Source organism: Dokdonella aquatica, assembly GCF_051987395.1.
Lineage (GTDB): Bacteria > Pseudomonadota > Gammaproteobacteria > Xanthomonadales > Rhodanobacteraceae > Dokdonella.
The window spans coordinates 1,151,143-1,171,059 of sequence record NZ_CP197094.1; the positions used below are offsets into that span (position 1 = coordinate 1,151,143).

At 69.4% G+C, this 19,917-nt stretch carries 17 protein-coding genes; 10 read left to right on the plus strand and 7 right to left on the minus strand.

Features of this window, described 5'->3' with window-relative positions; translation table 11 throughout:
* Positions 1-36: 36 nt before the first annotated feature.
* Positions 37-2,664, minus strand: a complete 2,628-nt coding sequence (locus ACQQ2N_RS05085) for an outer membrane protein assembly factor BamB family protein (RefSeq protein WP_440224596.1) — start codon at positions 2,662-2,664, stop codon at positions 37-39.
* A gap of 39 nt (positions 2,665-2,703) precedes the next feature.
* On the minus strand, positions 2,704-3,999 hold the full coding sequence (locus ACQQ2N_RS05090) for a NupC/NupG family nucleoside CNT transporter (protein WP_440224598.1): 1,296 nt from the start codon (positions 3,997-3,999) through the stop codon (positions 2,704-2,706).
* Positions 4,000-4,130: 131 nt separating this feature from the next.
* Between ACQQ2N_RS05090 and ACQQ2N_RS05095 the strand changes: the two genes are divergently transcribed.
* The 3 genes from ACQQ2N_RS05095 to ACQQ2N_RS05105 all read left to right on the plus strand — a co-directional run bounded on the left by ACQQ2N_RS05095 (position 4,131) and on the right by ACQQ2N_RS05105 (position 10,053).
* Positions 4,131-4,775 (plus strand): putative 2OG-Fe(II) oxygenase, encoded by a 645-nt coding sequence (locus ACQQ2N_RS05095; RefSeq protein WP_440224599.1) that lies wholly within the window; start codon positions 4,131-4,133, stop codon positions 4,773-4,775.
* Positions 4,776-4,854: 79 nt separating this feature from the next.
* Positions 4,855-8,415 carry an indolepyruvate ferredoxin oxidoreductase family protein gene (locus ACQQ2N_RS05100; protein ID WP_440224600.1) on the plus strand — a complete coding sequence of 1,187 codons (3,561 nt, stop codon included), beginning with the start codon at positions 4,855-4,857 and terminating at the stop codon, positions 8,413-8,415.
* A 147-nt stretch (positions 8,416-8,562) separates the two neighbouring features.
* Positions 8,563-10,053, plus strand: coding sequence for a choice-of-anchor Q domain-containing protein (locus ACQQ2N_RS05105; protein ID WP_440224601.1), 1,491 nt, complete (start codon positions 8,563-8,565; stop codon positions 10,051-10,053).
* A 3-nt stretch (positions 10,054-10,056) separates the two neighbouring features.
* On the opposite strand, the gene ACQQ2N_RS05110 is transcribed toward ACQQ2N_RS05105, so the two are convergent.
* On the minus strand, positions 10,057-10,431 hold the full coding sequence (locus ACQQ2N_RS05110; RefSeq protein WP_440224602.1) for a YciI family protein: 375 nt from the start codon (positions 10,429-10,431) through the stop codon (positions 10,057-10,059).
* Positions 10,432-10,629: 198 nt separating this feature from the next.
* Here ACQQ2N_RS05110 and ACQQ2N_RS05115 point away from each other — a divergent pair, with 198 nt between their 5' ends.
* The 4 genes from ACQQ2N_RS05115 to ACQQ2N_RS05130 all read left to right on the plus strand — a co-directional run bounded on the left by ACQQ2N_RS05115 (position 10,630) and on the right by ACQQ2N_RS05130 (position 13,294).
* Positions 10,630-11,007, plus strand: a complete 378-nt coding sequence (locus tag ACQQ2N_RS05115) for a hypothetical protein (protein ID WP_440224603.1) — start codon at positions 10,630-10,632, stop codon at positions 11,005-11,007.
* Entirely contained in the window at positions 11,004-11,453 is a 450-nt protein-coding gene (locus tag ACQQ2N_RS05120; protein ID WP_440224605.1) for a VOC family protein, read from the plus strand. The genes ACQQ2N_RS05115 and ACQQ2N_RS05120 overlap by 4 nt, the downstream gene beginning before the upstream one ends.
* A gap of 35 nt (positions 11,454-11,488) precedes the next feature.
* Complete coding sequence (locus ACQQ2N_RS05125) at positions 11,489-11,902, plus strand: VOC family protein (protein ID WP_440224607.1); 414 nt, start codon at positions 11,489-11,491, stop codon at positions 11,900-11,902.
* A 102-nt stretch (positions 11,903-12,004) separates the two neighbouring features.
* Positions 12,005-13,294, plus strand: a complete 1,290-nt coding sequence (locus ACQQ2N_RS05130; RefSeq protein WP_440224608.1) for an RNA polymerase sigma factor — start codon at positions 12,005-12,007, stop codon at positions 13,292-13,294.
* Here ACQQ2N_RS05130 and ACQQ2N_RS05135 read toward each other — a convergent pair.
* From ACQQ2N_RS05135 to ACQQ2N_RS05145, 3 genes are all read right to left on the minus strand, one after another.
* A complete protein-coding gene (locus ACQQ2N_RS05135) occupies positions 13,276-13,665 on the minus strand; it encodes a VOC family protein (RefSeq protein WP_440224609.1) in 390 nt (129 codons plus the stop codon). The genes ACQQ2N_RS05130 and ACQQ2N_RS05135 overlap by 19 nt on opposite strands.
* Positions 13,662-14,141, minus strand: coding sequence for a helix-turn-helix domain-containing protein (locus ACQQ2N_RS05140; RefSeq protein WP_440224610.1), 480 nt, complete (start codon positions 14,139-14,141; stop codon positions 13,662-13,664). Before ACQQ2N_RS05140 ends, ACQQ2N_RS05135 begins: the two co-directional genes overlap by 4 nt.
* Positions 14,142-14,311: 170 nt before the next feature.
* Positions 14,312-14,932, minus strand: coding sequence for a carbonic anhydrase (locus tag ACQQ2N_RS05145; protein ID WP_440224611.1), 621 nt, complete (start codon positions 14,930-14,932; stop codon positions 14,312-14,314).
* 223 nt (positions 14,933-15,155) lie between these two features.
* Between ACQQ2N_RS05145 and ACQQ2N_RS05150 the strand changes: the two genes are divergently transcribed.
* The 3 genes from ACQQ2N_RS05150 to ACQQ2N_RS05160 all read left to right on the plus strand — a co-directional run bounded on the left by ACQQ2N_RS05150 (position 15,156) and on the right by ACQQ2N_RS05160 (position 17,909).
* Positions 15,156-16,007 (plus strand): endonuclease/exonuclease/phosphatase family protein, encoded by an 852-nt coding sequence (locus tag ACQQ2N_RS05150; RefSeq protein WP_440224612.1) that lies wholly within the window; start codon positions 15,156-15,158, stop codon positions 16,005-16,007.
* 181 nt (positions 16,008-16,188) lie between these two features.
* Positions 16,189-17,151 (plus strand): ABC transporter ATP-binding protein, encoded by a 963-nt coding sequence (locus tag ACQQ2N_RS05155; protein ID WP_440224613.1) that lies wholly within the window; start codon positions 16,189-16,191, stop codon positions 17,149-17,151.
* Positions 17,148-17,909, plus strand: coding sequence for an ABC transporter permease (locus ACQQ2N_RS05160; protein WP_440224614.1), 762 nt, complete (start codon positions 17,148-17,150; stop codon positions 17,907-17,909). The genes ACQQ2N_RS05155 and ACQQ2N_RS05160 overlap by 4 nt, the downstream gene beginning before the upstream one ends.
* A 97-nt stretch (positions 17,910-18,006) precedes the next feature.
* Here the strand turns inward: ACQQ2N_RS05160 and ACQQ2N_RS05165 are convergent, their stop codons facing one another.
* Positions 18,007-19,851 (minus strand): M1 family metallopeptidase, encoded by a 1,845-nt coding sequence (locus tag ACQQ2N_RS05165; RefSeq protein ID WP_440224615.1) that lies wholly within the window; start codon positions 19,849-19,851, stop codon positions 18,007-18,009.
* Between the last annotated feature and the right edge of the window lie 66 nt (positions 19,852-19,917).

Below are 19,917 nucleotides of genomic sequence, written 5' to 3' on the forward strand. Positions count from 1 at the left end.
GAAGGCGCGGAGCCGCAACGGCTCCGCGCCCGATGTTCACGGCGTCGCGGGCTCGAAGCCGTGCGCGAAGATCGCGTCGACGATGGGGAAGGCGATCTTGAACACGGTCAGGGTCGGGTCGGGTTGCGAGTAGGCCGCCGTGTATACGTTGCCGTCGGGAAGTTGCACCACGCCGATCGGGTAATCGTTGCGGCCGCGTTCGCCACGCGGCATTCCGCCGGTCGTGTTCGCGATGATGTCCACGTGCCAGGCGAGATCGCCGGTCGCCGGGTCGAGCGCAGCGGCCGTGTGATTGGAGTAACCCTCTCCCCCCGCCGCGAGGATCCGCCCGTCGCGCCCGATCGCGAGCGTCGACACGCGTTCGTTGTTGAACGGCCCGAACGGTCCATGTGTGCGCGACCATGCCGTCGTGCCGTCCGTGCCACGCAGCTTCTGCACGCCCCAGCGATCGTTCGCCTGGCCGCCGACCACGAGATCGCCGTGGGCGTCCAGAACCGCCGCGGACGCCCCGACCGTGAGCGGCACCTGCCAACGCACCGCGCCGTTCGCGCCGGAGAGGCGCCACGCGCGCGAACGGGCCACGACGAACACGTCACCCCCTGCATGCACGACGGGCGGCGAGGCCGGCAACCCCGACGACGCCGCATCACTGCCCCGCCACGTCCATCTCGCGACGCCGGTCGCACCGTCGAGACGCCGCATCTGCAGGCGGTCCGATCCGTCACCAAAAATCCGTGCGCCCACGTAGGCATCGCCATCCGGCCCGACCGCGACCCGCTGGTCCTCTTCCGACGGGTTGCCGGGTGCGGCCGGCGTGGACCAGAGCCACTGGCCATTCGCGGCGGAGAATGCCGCGACGACAGCCGTGGACGCCCCATCCCTCTCGAGGCCGGCGACGACACGCCCACCGGCACCCTCGGCGACGTGAAGGCCGCGCCCCGGGAATGCCGGATCCGCCTGCCACACGATCTGGCCGGTGCCCGCGGCGACACGCACGAGCAGCAAGGGGGCGTCATAGTCGCCGGTGAAACCCGCCGCCACCACGTGATCGCCCGCACCGCGCGTGATCGATCCGAAACGCCCGCCGACGTGTCCGGAGGCATTCCATCGCCACGTGGTCGTCCTGGCGGTCGCATCGAAGCGCGCGAGCGCCGGATACGCGTAGCCGCCCGGCGCGGCGGCGAAGCCGGCCATCGCGAATCCCGAGGCGTCCGCGATCATCGCCTGCGGAAGCGTGGCCGGATCGAAGCGTTGCGGCACCGCGACCGCGTGGCGTCGTGACCACCGCACGGCATCCCCTACCGGCTGGACACGCGTCTCGTGGAGACTCTGCCCGTCGTAGCGATTGCGCCCGACCGATGCGGCGAGCACGACATCGCCGTCGGTCACGACGCGCGCACGCAGGAAGCCGGCGGGAATCATGTCCGCCGCGGGAATCGGCACCACGACGCGCGCCAGACGCTGCCCACTGGTAGCAGCGTAGGTCTCCAGGGCGACAGCGGTGACGTAGCCGATGACGCCCTCGTCGCGTTCGACGACGTGCACGCGATCGCCGACGGCAAATGGCTGGCGCGTGACCGAAGGGCCCGGTCCCGGCTCCGGCAGCGCCGGCAGCGACCACGAGACCTGTCCCAGCTCGGCATCGAGACGCGTGGTGCCGACCGTCTGGCCTGCGACGACCAGGCGTCCCTCGAGCAGGACGTTGCCGTGGCTGTCGACGAAACCGTGGCGCAACCCCGAGGTCTCGAACACGCGCTCCCATACGACCGCGCCATCGGCGGCGAGACGCCCCGCATGCGCCGACGATGCCGAACCTGCCGAGCATCCCGCCGCGAAGACGATGCTGCCGTCGGCGATCACGCGCAACCGGCCGCCGTCCTGCTGCACGAGACCCGCAGCCGTTCCGCCCGGGCAATGGTCATGCGACCACTGCCGTTCGCCGGTCAGCGCGGACACGCTCCAGACCTGCAGGCGGCGGCCGCCACCGGACGTCGTGGCAAGAACATGCACCGCGACGCCGCTGCCCGCCCCGCGCGCCACCTCGAACGCATTCAGTCGCTCGCCGGTACCCGAGGTCGCGTGGCGTTCCCACACGGCTTCGCCGGTGTCGCCGAACAGGCGCGCGATCCACGCATCATCGCCGTGCCGACCGACGGCCAGCACATCGCCCGTGGCGTCGGCTGCGAGATCGTTGACCGCCACGCGTACCCATGGCGAACGGAACTCGCGGATCCATAGCGGACGGCCGTCGACCCCCAGGCGAGCCACGCAGGCGAACGAGGTCTGCGTCGCATCGGTCGCGAGCATCGACACCGCGACGGAGCCGTCGGCGAGCGTCGCGACACGCGCCATGGGTTCGCCGTCGATCGCGCACGCGGCACCGAAATCATGTACCCAGCGCGCGTCACCGCTGACGGCATCGGTCGCGATCGCGCGATACAGGGCGCGGCCGTCGGCCGCGGTGTAGGGCATCATCGCCACGAGCAGATCGGGCGCCGCCCCTGCCGTCGGCTGATTCAAGCCCTGCACGCCTTGACCGGCCGGAACGTCGGCGGTCACGCCCGCGCGCCATGCGAAATCCTGTGCAGAAGCCGCACCCGCAGCCCATGCCAACCCGCAGCCGAGCACCCACGCGATCGCGGGCGACCGTCCCTTGCTGTCCATGTTGTCCCCTGTTTCCCTGGTGAAGCGTGAAGCGCGTGCTCAGAGGTTGCTGAGCACGCCTGCGATGGTCGCCGTCATGAAGGTCGCGATCGAGCCGCCGAGCACCGCGCGAAGGCCGAAGCGCGCGAGGTCCGGTCGGCGCTCGGGCGCGAGGCCGCCGATGCCGCCGATCTGGATCGCGATCGACGAGAAGTTCGCGAAGCCGCACAGCGCGTAGGTCGCGATGAGGCGGCCCTGGTCGCTCAGCACGACGCCTTGCACCTGGCCGTTCACGATCGAGGCAAGCTCGGTGTAGGCGACGAATTCGTTGATGACGACCTTCTGGCCGATCAGCGAGCCGACCGTGGTCGCGTCGGCCCACGGCGTGCCGATGACCCACGCGATCGGCGCGAGCAGGAAGCCGAAGATCGTCGACAGGTTGGTCGGCTTGCCGATCGCCGCGGCGAGGCCGGTGACCTCGCCGAACCAAGTCAGCGGCGCGTTGAGCATCGCGATCAGCGCGATGAACGCGAGCAGCATCGCGCCGATGTTGAGCGCGAGGCGCAGGCCGTCGCCGGCGCCGGCCGCGGCCGCGTCGATGACGTTGCTGGTGGTCTTCTCGACTTCCATCTTGACCGTGCCGCGCGTGAGCGGCTCGCCGGTCTCGGGGATCAGGATCTTGGCCACGACGAGCGTCGCCGGCGCGGCCATGATCGATGCCGCAAGCAGGTGCTTGGCGTAGAACGCCTGCTGCTCGGGATCGCCGCCGCCGAGCATGCCGACGTAGGCCGCGAGCACGCCGCCCGCGATGTGCGCCATGCCGCCGATCATCATCGTGATGAGCTCGGACTCGGTCATGCGCGAGATGTACGGACGCACCGTCAGCGGGGCCTCGGTCTGGCCGATGAACACGCTCGCGCAGACGCTCGTGGTCTCCGCGCCGGACACGCGCATGAGCTTGGTGATCGACCAGGCCATGCCGCGCACGATCGCCTGCATGACGCCGAGGTGGTACAGCACGCCCATCAGCGCCGAGAAGAAGATGATCGTCGGCAGCACCTGGAACGCGAAGATGAAGCCCATCTTCGAGGTGTCCATGAGCCCGCCGAAGATGAAGTTCGAGCCTTCGTTGACGAAGCTCAGCACCTTGACGAAGCCATGCCCGAGCGCGTCGAACACGTCGCGGCCGCCCGGCACGAGCAGCACGACCGCGGCGAACGCGACCTGCAGCACGATGCCGGCGCCGACGAGCTTCCAGTCGACCGCGCGCTTGTTGTTGGAGAACGCCCATGCGATCGCGAGGAGCACGGCGAGGCCGAAGAAACCGAAGGCCACCTGGCCCAACGCGTTGAACATGAGGCACTTTCCCCGAGGCGACCGGGACGGTCGCGCCCGCGAGGTTAGAGCAGCCTCCCGCGTGCGGCAAGGCGAATCCACCTTCGCTGCGCTACAGTTCGCGGCGCACCCGACGATGGCCAGGGGTATCCATGCTGCAGATCCAGGGACAGTTCGCGGTCCCGTTCGCGTTCGATGTCCACCCCGACCCGGCCCGTCTCAATGCGGCGCTGCGCACGCTGTTCCTCGCCCGCGAGAACGGGCGGTTCGCGAACCCGAATCCCTACACGGTGCGCAACCCGGAGCTGTTCGAGAGCCATTTCGACCTGTTCGGCTGGCCCGAACCCGAGATCGCGCACCTGCGCGAGTTCTGCCTTTCGCGCGTCGTGCAGCTGGTCTGCGAGCTCAACGGCTACGATGCCGCCGCGCGCGCCCGCCTGCGCGTGCGCACCGATGCCTGGTTCCACATCACGCGTCGCAACGGCTACTTCGGCGTGCACAACCATCCGCTGGCGACGTGGTCCGGAGTCTATTGCGTGTCCGCCGGGCAGCACGACGCCCACCAGCCCGACAGCGGTGCGCTCGTGTTCCTGCATCCGAACAGTTCCGCGACGATGTATTCGGATCCGGGCAACGAGGCCGTGAAGCCGCCGTTCGGCGGCGGCAACAGTGCCTACAAGCTCGAGCCGGGGCAGCTCGTGCTGTTCCCCTCGTGGCTGCTGCACCACGTCTCGCCGTTCTTCGGCGAGGGCGAGCGCATCACCGTCGCGTTCAACTGCGCGTTCCACCGCGAATAGGCCCCCACGGGCAGGGACGGGACGGGCGCGGCGCGCTGGTACAATCGCCGACCGCTCCCAGCCTCCCGCCAGGTACGCCATGTCCGTTCCCGCGTCCGTCGTCGATCGCGAGTACACGCTCGAGCACAAGTACACCCGTGCAGAAGGCCGCATCTACCTGTCGGGCGTGCAGGCACTCGTGCGGCTGCCGCTCATGCAGCAGATGCGCGACCGCGCCGCCGGCCTGAACACGGGCGGCTTCATCTCGGGTTACCGCGGCTCGCCGCTCGGCGGCTTCGACCTCGAGCTGTGGAAGGCGCGCAAGCACCTGAAATCCTCGAACATCGAGTTCACGCCGGGCCTCAACGAGGACCTCGGCGCGACGATGGTGTGGGGCACGCAGCAGACCAACCTGTTCCCGGGTGCCAAGGTCGATGGCGTGTTCGCGATGTGGTACGGCAAGGGTCCCGGCGTGGACCGCTGCGGCGACGTGTTCAAGCACGGCAACGCGGCCGGCACCTCGCGCCACGGCGGCGTACTCGCGCTCGCGGCCGACGACCACGCCTGCCGTTCGTCGACGCTGCCGCACGGTTCGGAGCTCGAGTTCGTCTCGGCGATGATGCCGATCCTCAATCCTGCCGGCGTGCAGGACATCCTCGACATGGGCATGCTCGGCTGGGCGATGTCGCGCTTCACGGGGCGCTGGGTCGGCTTCAAGACGATCGCCGAGACGGTCGAGTCGAGCGCGAGCGTCAACGTCAACCCGCACCAGCTCGACATCGTGCTGCCGCAGGATTTCGCGCTGCCCGAGGGCGGCCTCAACATCCGCTGGCCCGATCCGCCGCTCAACCAAGAGATGCGCCTGCACCAGTACGCGGTCGAGGCCGCGTGCGCGTTCGCGCGCGCCAACCGCATCGACAAGGTCGTGCTCGATTCGCCGAAGGCACGCCTCGGCATCGTCACCACGGGCAAGAGCTACCTCGACGTGCTGCAGGCGCTCGAGTACCTCGGCATCAGCGAGCGCGACGCGCGCGACATCGGCATCCGCGTCTACAAGATCGGCATGACCTGGCCGCTCGAGCCGGTCGGCATCCGCGATTTCGCCGCGGGCCTCGAGGACGTCATCGTCGTCGAGGAGAAGCGCTCGTTCATCGAGTCGCAGATGAAGGAGTACATGTACAACTGGCCGACGCGCCCGAGCGTGGTCGGCAAGTACGACGAGGAGGGCCGCTGGGTGCTGCCGAGCACCGGCGAGCTGACCCCGGCGATGATTGCGCTGGTGATCGCCAAGCGCCTCGCGCGCTTCTTCACGAGCGAGGCGATCCGTTCGCGCGTCGCCTGGATCGAAGCCAAGGAACAGCAGCTCACGCTGCCGCGCGCGACGTTCCCGCGCGCCGCGCACTACTGCTCGGGCTGCCCGCACAACACCTCCACGGCGGTGCCCGAGGGCTCGCGCGCCCACGGCGGCATCGGCTGCCACTACATGGTCACGTGGATGGATCGCAGCACCGACACGTTCTCGCACATGGGCGGCGAAGGCGTGACGTGGTGCGGGCAGGCGCCGTTCACCGAAACGCCGCACATCTTCCAGAACCTCGGCGACGGCACGTATTTCCACTCGGGATCGCTGGCCGTGCGCCAGGCGATCGCGGCCAAGGTCAACATCACCTACAAGATCCTCTACAACGACGCCGTCGCGATGACCGGCGGCCAGCCCGTCGACGGCACGCTGACCGTGCCCGACATCGCGCACCAGATGCGCGCGGAAGGCGTGCAGACGATCATCGTCGTGTCCGACGACATCGCGAAGTGGTCGCGCCCCGAGATCTTCCCGAGCGGCGTGGAGTTCATCCACCGCGACGAGCTCGACGCCGTGCAGAAGCGCATGCGCGAGATCAAGGGCACGTCGATCCTGATCTACGACCAGACCTGCGCGACCGAGAAGCGCCGCCGCCGCAAGCGCGGCAAGCTCGAGGACCCGAAGAAGCGCGTCATGATCAACTCGCTGGTCTGCGAGGGCTGCGGCGACTGCGGCGTGAAGTCGTTCTGCGTCTCGGTGCTGCCGAAGGAGACGGAGTACGGGCGCAAGCGCGAGATCGACCAGTCCGGCTGCAACAAGGACTTCTCGTGCGTGAAGGGCTTCTGCCCGAGCTTCGTCACCGTGCACGGCGGCGGCCTGAAGAAGAAGAAGGGCAGCGCCGGCGCGATCGATTTCGACGCGCTGCCGATGCCCGTGTTCGCGACCGACCTCGAGCGCCCGTGGAACGTGCTCGTCACCGGCATCGGCGGCACCGGCGTGGTCACGATCGGCGCGCTGATCGGCATGGCCGCACACCTCGAGGGCAAGGGCAGCACCGTGCTCGACCAGACCGGCCTCGCCCAGAAAGGCGGCGCGGTCACCTGCCACCTGCGCATCGCGAAGGCGCCGGGCGACATCCATGCCGTGCGCATCGCCGCAGGTGAAGCCGACCTCGTGCTCGGCTGCGACATGGTCGTCGTCAACGACTACTGGGCGCTGTCGAAGATCCGCGCCGACCGCTCCAACGTCGTGCTCAACACCTACGAAGCGATGCCGGGCACGTTCACGACCAAGCCCGACATGCAGTTCCCGGCGCAGAAGATCATCGACGCCGTGAAGCTCGCGCTCGACGGCGGCTCGCCCGAACTCGTCGACGCGACCGACCTCGCGACCGCGCTGCTCGGCGACACGATTGCGGCGAACCTGTTCATGCTCGGCTACGCCTGGCAGAAGGGCTGGGTGCCGGTGAGCCACGACGCGCTCATGCGCGCGATCGAGCTCAACGGCGCCGCGATCGAGATGAACAAGGCCGCGTTCAACTGGGGCCGCATGGGCGCGCACGATCTCGCCACCGTGCAGCGCGCGGCAGGCATCAAGGCGCACCTGCCGTCCGGCGCGATCCCGCTCGCGCTGCCGTCACGCCCGGCCCGCGTGCCGGCCGGCGACGGCACGATCGCCTCGCCGCTCGCCGACGAGACGCTCAGCGGCAGCCTCGACGAGCAGATCGAGCGCCGCGCCGCGTTCCTCACCGATTACCAGGACGCCGCCTACGCGAAGCGCTACCGCGACCTCGTCGAATCGGTGCGCGCGTCCGAGCAGCAGAAGACACCGGGCTTCACCTCGCTGACCGCCGCGGTCGCGCGCTACGCGTTCAAGCTCATGGCCTACAAGGACGAGTACGAGGTCGCGCGCCTCTACACGAGCGGCGATTTCGAGAAGCGTATCCGCGACACGTTCGAGGGCGACTTCAAGCTGCACTTCCATCTCGCGCCGCCGCTGCTCGCGAAGAAGGATGCCGAAGGCCACCTGCGCAAGGCCGAGTACGGCCCGTGGGTGTTCACGGCGTTCCGCATGCTCGCGAAGTTCAAGCGCCTGCGCGGCACCGCGCTCGACGTGTTCGGCTACACCGCGGAGCGCCGCATGGAGCGTCGCCTGATCGAGGACTACACGCGCCAGGTCGGCGAGGTCGTCGCGGGTCTCGATGGCACGAACCACGCGCTCGCGGTCGACATCGCGAGCGTACCCGAGCACATCCGCGGCTACGGCCACGTCAAGGAGCGCCACCTCGCCGATGCGCTCAAGCGCCAGGACGACCTGCTCGCGGCATGGCGTTCGCCGTCGCGCGAGCGTTCGGTGGCCTGATCGCCCCGAGAATCGCTCCATCCCGATGAACGCCGGCATGTCCGATGGCATGCCGGCCCTGCGTATCCCCGGTCACCTGCCGCCCGCACACGCGCGCGGCATCCGCACCGGAGAGCCGCGATGCCGTCATCGTTCCACCGTTCCGCCATGCACCGCCGCCCGCTCGCGCGTGCGCTGGCCGGCGTGCTCGCCGCGTTCGCGGCGCAGGCCGAGGCATCTTCGTCGGGCGTGCAGGATCTCGCCGACTTCCTGCTGAGCCCGGCGGTGCACGATGCGCACCTGCGCACGCCCGACGAGCTCGCGCAGCTCGCCGACACCTACGGCCTGCACGCCTACCTTCCCGACGCGACGCGGGCGACACGCCCGGTCACCAACTGCAACGACAACGGCGCCGGCAGCCTGCGCGGCGAGATCGCGCTCGCCGCGAGCGGCGACACGATCGACCTGCGCAACCTCGGCTGCAGCACGATCTCGCTGACGACGGGCCAGATCGCGATCGCGATCGACAACCTCGCGATCGTCGGGCCGGGTCGTTCGGCGCTCACGATCAAGGCCGGCGGCGGCAAGTACGAGAACCGCATCTTCCACCACACGGGCCAGGGCAACTTCGTGATCCAGGGGCTCACGGTCAGCGACGGCCTCGTCGGCGGTCGCGCCTCCGCGCAGAACGTCGCGGGCGGCTGCATCCTCTCGAACGGCACGCTCACGCTCGGCAACCCGTTCGCCGCGGCACTGCCCGAGACTGGCGTCGCCGTGCGCAACTGCCGCGCGATCGCGGCAGCGGGCGGGCTCGGCAGCGGCGGCGGCCTCTACGCGAATCAGGTCACCCTCGTGAACAGCATCGTCAGCGGCTGCGAGCTCCGGGCGCGGAGTGACGGCGGCGGCTTCCGCATCGACGGTGGCGGCGGCGTGTTCGCGGGCAGGCGCCTGCTCATGATGAACAGCGAACTCGTCGACAACGACGAGGACGGCTCCAAGTACGGCGGCGGCGGTGCGGCCGTCGGCCTCGGCGGGGAGGAGAACCGCAGCCTCATCCTGTCCTCGACGATCGCCGGCAACGGAGCTCGCTTCGGCGGCGGCCTGAGCCTGTTCGGCAACGCCGACGTGCGCAACACGACACTCTCGGGCAACACGGCCTACCGCGGCGGCGGCCTCGGCATCTCGGGCCTCGGCTCGGACGTCACGATCGCCAACGCGACGATCACCGCGAATGTCGCGATCGCCGACAACACGGGCGGCGGCATCGAGGCACTCATCGGTGGCGCATCGCTGCCGCTCACGAGCACGCTCGTGGCGGGCAATTTCCGTTCGACATCGGTGCCCTCGGACATCGCCAACGGCAACAGCCCCGACTCGAGCGTGTCGGGCGCGAACAACCTGATCGGCGTGTCGACGCTGCCCGTTCCGGTCGGCACGATCAGCGGTGTCGATCCACGGCTGCGCCCGCTCGGCTGGTACGGTGGACCGACGCGCACGCATGCGCTCATGCCCGACAGCCAGGCGATCGGCGCCGGCAGCAACCCGGCGAACGAGACCTACGACCAGCGCGGCAACGGCTATCCGCGCCAGGTCGGCCAGCTTGTCGACATCGGCGCGTTCGAGTACAGCGACCGCATCTTCACGAACGGCTTCGACTGAGGCTCAGGCGCCGACGCGCTCGCGCACGGCGTTCATGTCGCGCACTGGACGCACCTCGATCGCGCCGGCCTGCGCCCACGGGAACGAGGTCGCGATGCGCATGGCCTCGTCGATGTCGGCGGCCTCGATGAGGTTGAAGCCGCCGAGGTACTCCTTGGTCTCGGCGAACGGGCCATCGACGATGCTCGTGCGGCCCTGGCGTACGCGCAACGTCTTCGCGGTCGACGGCGGCTCGAGCTGCTGCGATCCGAGCAGGCGGCCCTCGCTGCGCAACGTGTCGGCGTTGGCGAGGCAGTGGCGCATCATGTCGTCGGCCTGCCCTTCGGGCAGCGCGTCGAGCAGGCTGTCGTCGTTGTAGATCAACACGAGGAACTGCATGGGCGGACTCCTTCCGGGGCCGCCACAAGTACGGCGCCGGCGCGCTGCGGTCAAGCGCCGGAGGTCGCGACGTCTCCGGACCATGCCTGCGTCCGATCATTTTTTTCGTGGATCCGGAATCGCCGTGTCGATCCGGCACGCGCCCGTTCGTCGTGACCATGAACAGGCGCTCTGCGGCGCCTCGAGCGGAGTTCCGCGATGCGCGTCCTGATCCTCGCCAGGCCCGAAAGCCCGCCACCGCACGATGCCGATGCGTGCGCCATGCTCGCACGCGGAAACGAGGTGTTCGCGCGTGCCGGCGTGCTGCTCGCCTCGGGCCGCCTGCATGCCGCGGCAACCGCCGACGAAGATGGCGCCTCCGCATTCTGGCTCGTGCAGGTGCACACGGTCGCCGACGCGCTCGCGTGGTCACGCCGTTGCCATGCGCACGAGGCGGCCCATGCCCTCGAGGTGCGCATCGTCGCCGACGAACGGCACGACATGCCGACCCGCCCCTCCCCCGCGTGCGCCGACACCGCGCACGACCGATCCGCGACCGCCGCGACCCGTGCGGCACCTTCAGGAGATCCGCGATGAAGCTCGTCACCTACCTCAGTTTCGAAGGCACCTGCCGCGAGGCGTTCACCTTCTACGCCGGTCTGCTCGGCGGCCGCGTCGAGGCGCTCATGCCGTTCGGCGGCTCGCCGATGGCCGAGCACGTCGATCCGAAGGACCACGACCGCATCATGCACGGCAGCGTCGTGTTCGGTGAGCAGCAGCTCATGGGCACCGATGCCGATTGCGGCCATCCCTACGAGGCCATCCGCGGCGCCTACGTGACGCTGCTCGTGCCGACCGTCGAGGAAGCCGAGCGCGTCTTCGCGGGGCTCGCCGAAGGCGGCACGGTGACGATGCCGCTGCAGGAGACGTTCTGGGCACCGCGTTACGGCATGCTCACCGACCGTTTCGGCGTACCGTGGATGATCAACACCGACATGCCGGCCGGGTCCGAAACCTGCGTCGACGCCCCCTCCGCGACCTGAAACCCTGCAAACGCCCTCGAACCAAGGACACCGCCATGACCACCCGGATCTTCGTCAACCTGCCCGTCAAGGACCTCAAGCGCTCGGTCGCGTTCTACACGGCGCTCGGCTACACGTTCAATCCGCAGTTCACCGACGAGAACGCGACCTGCATGATCGTCGCCGACAACATCTTCGTGATGCTGCTCGTCGAGTCGTTCTTCCAGACCTTCACGCCGAAGCCGATCGCCGACGCGAAGAAGACCACCGAGGTACTCGTCTGCGTGTCGGCCGAGAGCCGCGAGGCGATCGACGCGCTGGTCGCCAAGGCGGTCGCTGCCGGTGCGGCGACGCCGAATCCGGCCAAGGACTACGGCTTCATGTACCAGCACGGCTACGAGGATCCGGACGGCCACATGTGGGAGCTCGCGTTCATGGCCGATCCGTCCGCGGTCGGTTCGCCGGCCTGACGGAACGAGGCACCGGAACGGACACGCCGACGGTGCCGCCCGCCTGCCCGCCACGGCCGTGCGCTTGCATGGCCGCGGCGGCGATGGTGTGATCCGGCCCCGATGACGAACCACGAGACCCGCGCCGCGATCGATGCGGTCTGGCGCACCGAATCGCCCCGGCTGATTGCCGGCCTCGCGCGCATGGTGCGCGACGTCGCGATCGCCGAGGAACTCGCCCAGGACGCGCTGGTCGGCGCGCTCGAGCGGTGGCCCGTCGACGGCGTGCCCGACAACCCCGGCGCCTGGCTCATGGCGACCGCCAAGCACCGCGCGATCGACATGCTGCGCCGACAGCGCATGCTGACGGACAAGCACGCGCTGATCGCGCGCGAACTCGAGGGCAGCGAGGGCGACGCGTACGAGGCCGCGATCGAGGCGCTCGACGACGACATCGGCGACGACCTGCTGCGCCTCGTGTTCGTCGCCTGCCATCCGGTGCTGTCGACCGAGGCGCGCGTCGCACTGACCCTGCGCCTGCTCGGTGGCCTGACCACGGTCGAGATCGCACGCGCCTTCCTCGTGCCGGAGCCGACGATCGCGCAGCGCATCGTGCGCGCCAAGCGCACGCTCACCGACAAGCAGGTGCCGTTCGAGGTGCCGCGCGCCGCGGAACGCGCCGAGCGCCTCGAGTCGGTGCTCGAGGTCATCTACCTGATCTTCAACGAAGGCTACGCGGCCACGGCCGGCGACGACTGGATGCGACCCGCGCTGTGCGACGAGGCGATGCGCCTCGGGCGCGTGCTGGCCGGGCTCGCACCGGACGATGCCGAGGTGTTCGGCCTCGTCGCGCTCATGGAGATCCAGGCCTCGCGTGCGAAGGCGCGCGTCGCCGCGGATGGTTCGCCGATCCTGTTGCCTGACCAGGACCGCACGCTGTGGGACCGCCTGCTCGTCGAACGCGGACTCGAAGCACTCACGCGCGCCGAAGTGCTGTCGCCGCAACGCGGCCGCTACACCGCGCAGGCCGCGATCGCGGCCTGCCATGCGCGCGCGCTGCGGGCCGCCGACACCGACTGGGCGCGCATCGCCGCGCTCTACACCGAGCTCGCGATCGCGGCGCCGTCACCGGTCATCGAGCTCAACCGCGCGTTCGCGGTCGGCATGGCCGAAGGCCCCGCCGCGGGCCTCGCGATCCTCGATGCGCTCGCGGGCGACGGCGCGCTGGCCGGCTACCACCTGCTGCAGGCCGCACGCGGTGACGCGCTCGAGCGCCTCGGTCGCGTCGACGACGCGCGGGACGCGTTCGAACAGGCGGCCTCGCTCGCGCGCAACGCACGCGAGCGCGCGCTCATGCTCGAGCGCGCGGCACGCTGCAGGCCGACCCGCAGCGCTCAGCCCGCGGGCGGCTGATAGATCTGCACGAGGTTGCCGCAGGTGTCGGCGAACATCGCGATGACGACCGGCCCCGCCTGCATCGGCGCACGCGTGAACACGACGCCTTTCGCACTCAGCCGCGCATGCTCGGCACGCACGTCGTCGACTTCGAACGCGGTGGCCGGGATGCCCTGCGCGAACAGGCTTTCCTGGTAGGTGCGCGCGGCCGGATTCGCGTTCGGCTCGAGCACGAGCTCGGCGTCACCGCCTTCGGGCGAGCGCACGGTGATCCAGCGGTACTCGCCCGCGGGCATGTCGAGTCCCGGCACGAAGCCGAGCACGTCGGTGTAGAACGCGAGCGCTTTCGACTGGTCGTCGACGAACAGGCTCACGAGCCGGATCCTCATGGCAACTCCTGCTGGGTGATCGGTGCGACGGAGCATGCCGGCGCCGGCACCGGCGCGCTTCTCGAAAAGTGCGGAACCGCAGCCCACGCCGCTTCGAACAGCGACAGGCAGTGCGGTTGCTGCAACGGCAGGCGGTCGCGCAGCGCGATGCCGCTGGTGATCCAGCGTCGCCGATACGCCGACGGCGCGATGCCGACGCGGCGCGTGAACAGCGCGCTGAAACTGCCGAGGCTGCTGAAGCCGAGCTCGACGCACACGCGCGTCACCTCGTCGCCACGCGCGAGCTGCAGTCGCGCCTGCTCGAGCCGCGCACGCGTGCGCCACTGGTGCGGCGTGTCGCCGAACACGGCGGCGAACGTGCGGATGAAATGCGGCGTCGACATCGACGCCTCGCGCGCGACATGGGCGAGCGAGGCGGCATCGCCGTCGCGGAGCCGTTCGCGTGCACGCTGGAGTCGCAGGAGTCGGGTCGTCATGGCACCGGCAGGACGGTATCGCGGCGAGCACCATCCTCGCGATGCGGCGCCTCCACTGCAAGCGCACGACACATCGCAGGTCGCGCATCCCCCGTTCGGCAGCGCACCGGCCCGGAAGACGAAGGCGCGGTCCGTCGTCCGCCCACGAAGCGACCGGCGTCGCCCCGCGCTCAGCTCGCCGCGTCGAGGAACGTGACCACGCCGGTCTCCAGAGAGTACTCGGCGCCGACGATCAGCAGGCGACCACCGAGCACGAGCTGCTCGAGCACGCTCGAACCGTGACGCAGCTGGTTGACCGACATGCGGATGTTGTTGAGCACGGCCTGGTGCACGAGCGCGCCGTGGTCATGCGCGAGCGAGGTCGCGAGCAGCGGTTCGACCGACGGGCGCACGCGATCGACGATCGAGCGCAGGTTGCGCGACTGCTCTTCGGAACGGCGACCGAGCTCCTCGATCGTGGCGAGCACGGCGCCGCAATTGGAGTGCCCGAGCACGACGACGAGCGGCGTGCCGTAGCGCTCGGCCGCGAACTCGACGCTGCCGATCTGCGACGGCGCGACGACGTTGCCGGCGACGCGGATCACGAACAGGTCGCCGAGACCCTGGTCGAACACGATCTCGGCCGGCACGCGCGAGTCCGAGCAGCCGAGGATGATCGCGAACGGCGACTGCGCGTCGGCCACCTCGCGGCGACGCGTCGTGCTGGTCTGCGCATCGCTGCCGATCGTGTCGGAGACGAAGCGCGCGTTGCCTTCACGCAACCGCGTGAGCGCTTCCTGCGCGGAAATCATCGGCCACCGCCGAGGCGCGTGCGGCACGCGTGGTCGGGGCGAGGGAAGCGGGCAGCGGTTCGGGACATCTCGGGCAGGATCCTGATGGCGCGGGACGGCGATCATACCGGCGCCCGGCGAGGCCTGCCGCCATGCGCCGGCGTAGGGTGCGCTGGCCCGCGCGGCCACCGCGCGTCATCATCGGCGGATGGAACGACATCTTCTCCGTGCATCGCTCCGCGCCATGGTGCACATGCTGGCGGCCGCGATGCTGACCACGCTGCTCGCCGGCTGCGCAGCCTTAGCGACGCAGGCGACCGCGCGTGCGACCACGGACGACACGCGCTTCACCATCGTCACCCTCAACCTCTGGCACGACAAGGCCGACTGGCCGGCGCGCCGCGACGTCATCGTGGCGACCCTGCGCGACATCAATCCCGACGTGATCGCGCTGCAGGAGGTGCTGCAGCACGAGACACTGCCGAACCAGGCGACGACGCTCGCCGATGCCCTGGGCTACCGCGCCGTGTTCGTCTCGGCCGATGCGGCCGGGGCAGCGCGCCGCTACGGGAATGCCCTGCTCGTGCGCGATGCGCCGATCGACGAGGATGCGGTCCTGCTGCGCCCGCTCGACGACTACCGCACCGCCGCGCGCGTACGCGTGGCCGTGCGCGGCCATCCCGTCGACGTCGCCGTGACCCATCTGCACTGGCAGCCCGAGGGCGGTGCGATCCGTCACATGCAGCTGGACCACCTGCTCGCCTGGCTCGACGCGCGCCCGCATCGCGACGCAGCGCTGTTCGTCGCCGGCGACTTCAACGTGCCGTCCGACGCGCCCGAGATCGCGACGTTCGCCGCGCGCTGCCGCGATGCCTACGACGCCATGCATCCGGGCGCAGCGCAGGACGACGTCGCCCACACGACGCTCAATCCCGCGTTCCATCCGCCGCTGCGCATCGACCACGTGTTCTTCGATCCCGCGCGCGCGACGCCGCTGTCGGTGCGCCGCCTGTTCGTCGAGCCGTATGCGCCCGAGGCGTGGGCCTCGGACCACTTCGGTGTCGTTGCGACGTTCCGGCTCGAGCCTTCACCGTGATCGCAGGCCGTTGAGCCCTTGCGGAGCCGACCGCGCGCCTCCATGAACGGTGGCGCCCGAGCACGGCACGCGTGAGGCGCGCATCGGGTAGCATGCGCGCCGCGGACCGCGGGTCCGTCCGTATCGCGACATCGCCGCGACGCCGTGCCGACGCCATCCGCATGGCCGCGCAGGAGACCGCATGCCCCCCGAATCCCCCGTTTCCCGGTCCGACGCCATCGTTTCGGTGCGCGGCGTCGGCAAGACCTACAAGAGCGGCCTGCAGGCGCTCAAGCCGATCGACCTCGACATCCGCCGCGGCGAGATCTTCGCGCTGCTCGGCCCTAACGGTGCCGGCAAGACCACGCTGATCAGCATCATCTGCGGCATCGTCAACGCGAGCGAAGGCCAGGTGCTCGCCGACGGCCACGACGTCGCGCGTGATTACCGCGCCGCACGCGCGAAGATCGGCCTCGTGCCGCAGGAACTGTCCACCGACGCGTTCGAGACCGTCTGGGCGACCGTCAATTTCAGCCGCGGCCTGTTCGGCAAGCCGAAGGACCCGGCCTACCTCGAGAAGGTGCTGCGCGAGCTGTCGCTGTGGGAGAAGCGCGACGCCAAGATCATGACGCTGTCGGGCGGCATGAAGCGCCGCGTGCTGATCGCCAAGGCACTGTCGCACGAGCCGAGCATCCTGTTCCTCGACGAGCCGACCGCCGGTGTCGACGTCGAGCTGCGCCACGACATGTGGCAGATGGTGCGGCGCCTGCGCGAGAACGGCACCACGGTGATCCTGACCACGCACTACATCGAGGAAGCCGAGGAGATGGCCGACCGCATCGGCGTCATCGCCAAGGGCGAGCTCATCCTCGTCGAGGACACCCACGTGCTCATGCGCAAGCTCGGCAAGAAGCAGCTCGCGCTCACGCTGCAGCATCCGCTCGAGGCGATCCCGCCCGCGCTCGCGTCGCTGCCGCTCGAGCTCTCGGCCGACGGCACGGTGCTCACGTACACCTTCGACACGCAGACCGAGGAAACCGGCATCGCCGGCCTGCTGCGCGTGCTCGGCGAGCACGGCATCGACTTCAAGGACCTGCGCTCGCACGAGAGCTCGCTCGAGGACATCTTCGTGAGCCTCGTCCACCGCAAGGAGGCCCGCGCATGAACCTGCACGCGATCCGCGCGATCTACCGCTTCGAGATGGCGCGCACGTTCCGCACGATCACCCAGAGCATCGCCTCGCCGGTGCTGTCGACCGCGCTGTACTTCATCGTGTTCGGCGCCGCGATCGGGTCGCGCATGGGCGACATCGACGGCGTCAGCTACGGCGCCTTCATCATCCCGGGCCTGCTCATGCTGTCGCTGCTCAGCGAGAGCATCTCGAATGCCTCGTTCGGCATCTACATGCCGAAATGGGCCGGCACGATCTACGAGCTGCTGTCGGCACCGGTGTCGTGGTTCGAAGTGGTCATCGGCTACGTCGGTGCCGCCGCGACCAAGTCGCTCATGCTCGGCGTGCTGATCCTCGTCACCGCGCGCGTGTTCGTGCCGTACGAGATCGCGCATCCGGTATGGATGATCGGCTTCCTCGTGCTGACCGCGGTCACGTTCAGCCTGTTCGGCTTCATCATCGGACTGTGGGCCGACGACTTCCAGAAGCTGCAGGTGATCCCGCTCATGGTGGTCACGCCGCTGACGTTCCTCGGCGGCGCGTTCTACTCGATCGGCATGCTGCCGCCCTTCTGGCAGAAGGTCACGCTGTTCAATCCGGTGGTGTACCTGATCAGCGGGTTCCGCTGGAGTTTCTACGGCACCGCCGACGTCGGCATCGTCACGAGCACGGCGATGACGTTCGGCTTCCTCGTGCTGTGCCTCGCGTTCGTGTGGTGGGTGTTCCGCACGGGCTGGAAGCTGCGCAACTGAAATCACCGTACCGCGGAGCGCGCTGACCACACGCCCTCTGTCGGGCACGGGCTGCAGAAGGCACGACCGGCGCAAGGGCGCCGGCCGTGCGCTCACGTCACAGGCCGAGCACTTTCTCCACCGACCCCTGCGTCAGCGGGTGGTAGCCCGGCTTGGCCTTGCGGTAGATCTCGATCGCGAACGCCTTGCCGTCGGGGGTCTTGGCGAGTTCCTCGTAGATCGGCACGACGAGCTTGCGGCGGCCGATGTGGCCGATGAACTCGCCGATCTGCGGACGTGCCTTCATGTAGCCGGCGCGCACGGTGGCGACATACCAGCGGAACGCGACCTCGGCGTTGCCGGTGCCCGTGAGCTTCCAGGCATCGTCGAGCGCGCCGAGCTGCTCGACGGTCGGCCTGGCCGGCAGCGCGTTGATGAAGCGCAGCCACTCGTAGGTGACCCATTCCTTCGCGGGCAGGTCCTTCGCGGCGAGCGTGCCGGCGAGAAACGCCTTGCTCGCCGCGTCGACCGCGTCGAAGCGCTTCGAGTGCGCGACCGGCGCATTCTTCGGGATGCCGGGCTTGTGCAGCCACTCGTCGAGTTCGGCCTGGGTGACCTTGCCCGGGTGCTTCTTCGCGAGATTGGCGTCGTAGTAGGCGAGGAAATCGTCGGTGATGATGCTCTTGAACGCGAAATGGTCGAAGTACGCGCGCACGAACGGATCGAACACGTCGCGGCCGTAGCGCGATTCGAGGAAACGCAGGAACCAGCGGCCCTTGTCGTACGGGATGCCGCTGAGGCCTTCGTCGGGATCGATGCCCTTGAGATCCGTCACGAGCAGCTGCTCGGCCGGCTTCATCTTCGCGATATCGGTGCGCAGTTCCTGGTCGTCGACGACGAGCTGCATCGTCGCGACCTCCTTGCCGTACAGCGCCTCGACGATGCGGTTCTCGACGAACGTCGTGAAGCCTTCGTTGAGCCACATGTGCTGCGCGTTGGCGTTGGTGACGAGGTTGCCCGACCAGGAGTGCGCGAGCTCGTGCGCGATGAGGCCGACGAGGCTCTTGTCGCCGGCGATGATCGTCGGCGTCGCGAACGTGATGCGCGGGTTCTCCATGCCGCCGAACGGGAAGCTCGCCGGCAGCACGAGAATGTCGTAACGGTCCCAGCGGTAGGGGCCGTAGAGTTTCTCGGTCGCGGCGATCATCGCCTCGGTGTCCTCGAACTCCCTGGCCGCCTTGGCGACGACCGACGGCTCGGCGTACACGGCCGTGCGCGGGCCGGTCTCGCGCACGTCGAGCTCGCCCACCGCGATCGCGAGCAGGTAGGCCGGGATCGCCTGCTTCATCGTGAAACGGTAGTCGCCGTCGAGCGCGTGCTTCACCTCGTTGTCGGCGCTCATGAGCACGCGCAGCGCCTTGGGCGCCTTCACGTGTGCGCTGTAGGTGAAGCGCACCGAGGGCGTGTCCTGCAGCGGGATCCAGCTGCGCGCGTGGATCGCCTGCGACTGCGAGAACATGAAGGGATGCTTGCCGCTCGAGGTCTGCTCGGGCGTCATCCACTGCAGGCCCGAGGCCTCGGGCTTCGAACGGTAGGCGATGCGCACGGCCGGTGCGGCGGACGGCAGCTCGATGCGCAGTGCCGAGCCGAAGATCGGATCGCGTGGCGCGAGCGTCCAGGTCGCCTTGGTGGCCTTGCCGTCGGCGCCGATCGCCTCGATGGAGCGGATGTCGAGGTCGCGCGTGTCGAGCACGAGTGTGCGCGCGGCCTTGTCGTGCCAGTCGAGCGCGAGCTCGGCGCTGCCGGCGAGCTCCTTCTTCGCGAAGTCGACGTCGAGGTCGAGCTTGAGGTCGCGCACGCTGACCACCTGCGGCTGCGCGTAGCTGTGCGGGTCGGTTTCGGCCATGAGCGGGCCCGTGAGGACGGCGAGGACGCCGGCGGCGAGGAAACGGAACGGTTGCATGCGGACTCCCGGTGCGAGCGGGCCAGTATGCCACTGCGCCGACGGGCGCCGCCCCCGCGACGATCG

Bases quoted from the DNA above. Each gene is read 5' to 3' on its own strand.
- ACQQ2N_RS05100 (WP_440224600.1), top strand. From the start codon at position 4,855: ATGTCCGTTCCCGCGTCCGTCGTCGATCGCGAGTACACGCTCGAGCAC.
- ACQQ2N_RS05165 (WP_440224615.1), bottom strand. From the start codon at position 19,851: ATGCAACCGTTCCGTTTCCTCGCCGCCGGCGTCCTCGCCGTCCTCACG.
- ACQQ2N_RS05120 (WP_440224605.1), top strand. From the start codon at position 11,004: ATGAAGCTCGTCACCTACCTCAGTTTCGAAGGCACCTGCCGCGAGGCG.
- ACQQ2N_RS05105 (WP_440224601.1), top strand. From the start codon at position 8,563: ATGCACCGCCGCCCGCTCGCGCGTGCGCTGGCCGGCGTGCTCGCCGCG.
- ACQQ2N_RS05115 (WP_440224603.1), top strand. From the start codon at position 10,630: ATGCGCGTCCTGATCCTCGCCAGGCCCGAAAGCCCGCCACCGCACGAT.
- ACQQ2N_RS05110 (WP_440224602.1), bottom strand. From the start codon at position 10,431: ATGCAGTTCCTCGTGTTGATCTACAACGACGACAGCCTGCTCGACGCG.
- ACQQ2N_RS05125 (WP_440224607.1), top strand. From the start codon at position 11,489: ATGACCACCCGGATCTTCGTCAACCTGCCCGTCAAGGACCTCAAGCGC.
- ACQQ2N_RS05130 (WP_440224608.1), top strand. From the start codon at position 12,005: ATGACGAACCACGAGACCCGCGCCGCGATCGATGCGGTCTGGCGCACC.
- ACQQ2N_RS05140 (WP_440224610.1), bottom strand. From the start codon at position 14,141: ATGACGACCCGACTCCTGCGACTCCAGCGTGCACGCGAACGGCTCCGC.
- ACQQ2N_RS05150 (WP_440224612.1), top strand. From the start codon at position 15,156: ATGGTGCACATGCTGGCGGCCGCGATGCTGACCACGCTGCTCGCCGGC.
- ACQQ2N_RS05095 (WP_440224599.1), top strand. From the start codon at position 4,131: ATGCTGCAGATCCAGGGACAGTTCGCGGTCCCGTTCGCGTTCGATGTC.
- ACQQ2N_RS05090 (WP_440224598.1), bottom strand. From the start codon at position 3,999: ATGTTCAACGCGTTGGGCCAGGTGGCCTTCGGTTTCTTCGGCCTCGCC.
- ACQQ2N_RS05085 (WP_440224596.1), bottom strand. From the start codon at position 2,664: ATGGACAGCAAGGGACGGTCGCCCGCGATCGCGTGGGTGCTCGGCTGC.
- ACQQ2N_RS05135 (WP_440224609.1), bottom strand. From the start codon at position 13,665: ATGAGGATCCGGCTCGTGAGCCTGTTCGTCGACGACCAGTCGAAAGCG.
- ACQQ2N_RS05160 (WP_440224614.1), top strand. From the start codon at position 17,148: ATGAACCTGCACGCGATCCGCGCGATCTACCGCTTCGAGATGGCGCGC.
- ACQQ2N_RS05155 (WP_440224613.1), top strand. From the start codon at position 16,189: ATGCCCCCCGAATCCCCCGTTTCCCGGTCCGACGCCATCGTTTCGGTG.
- ACQQ2N_RS05145 (WP_440224611.1), bottom strand. From the start codon at position 14,932: ATGATTTCCGCGCAGGAAGCGCTCACGCGGTTGCGTGAAGGCAACGCG.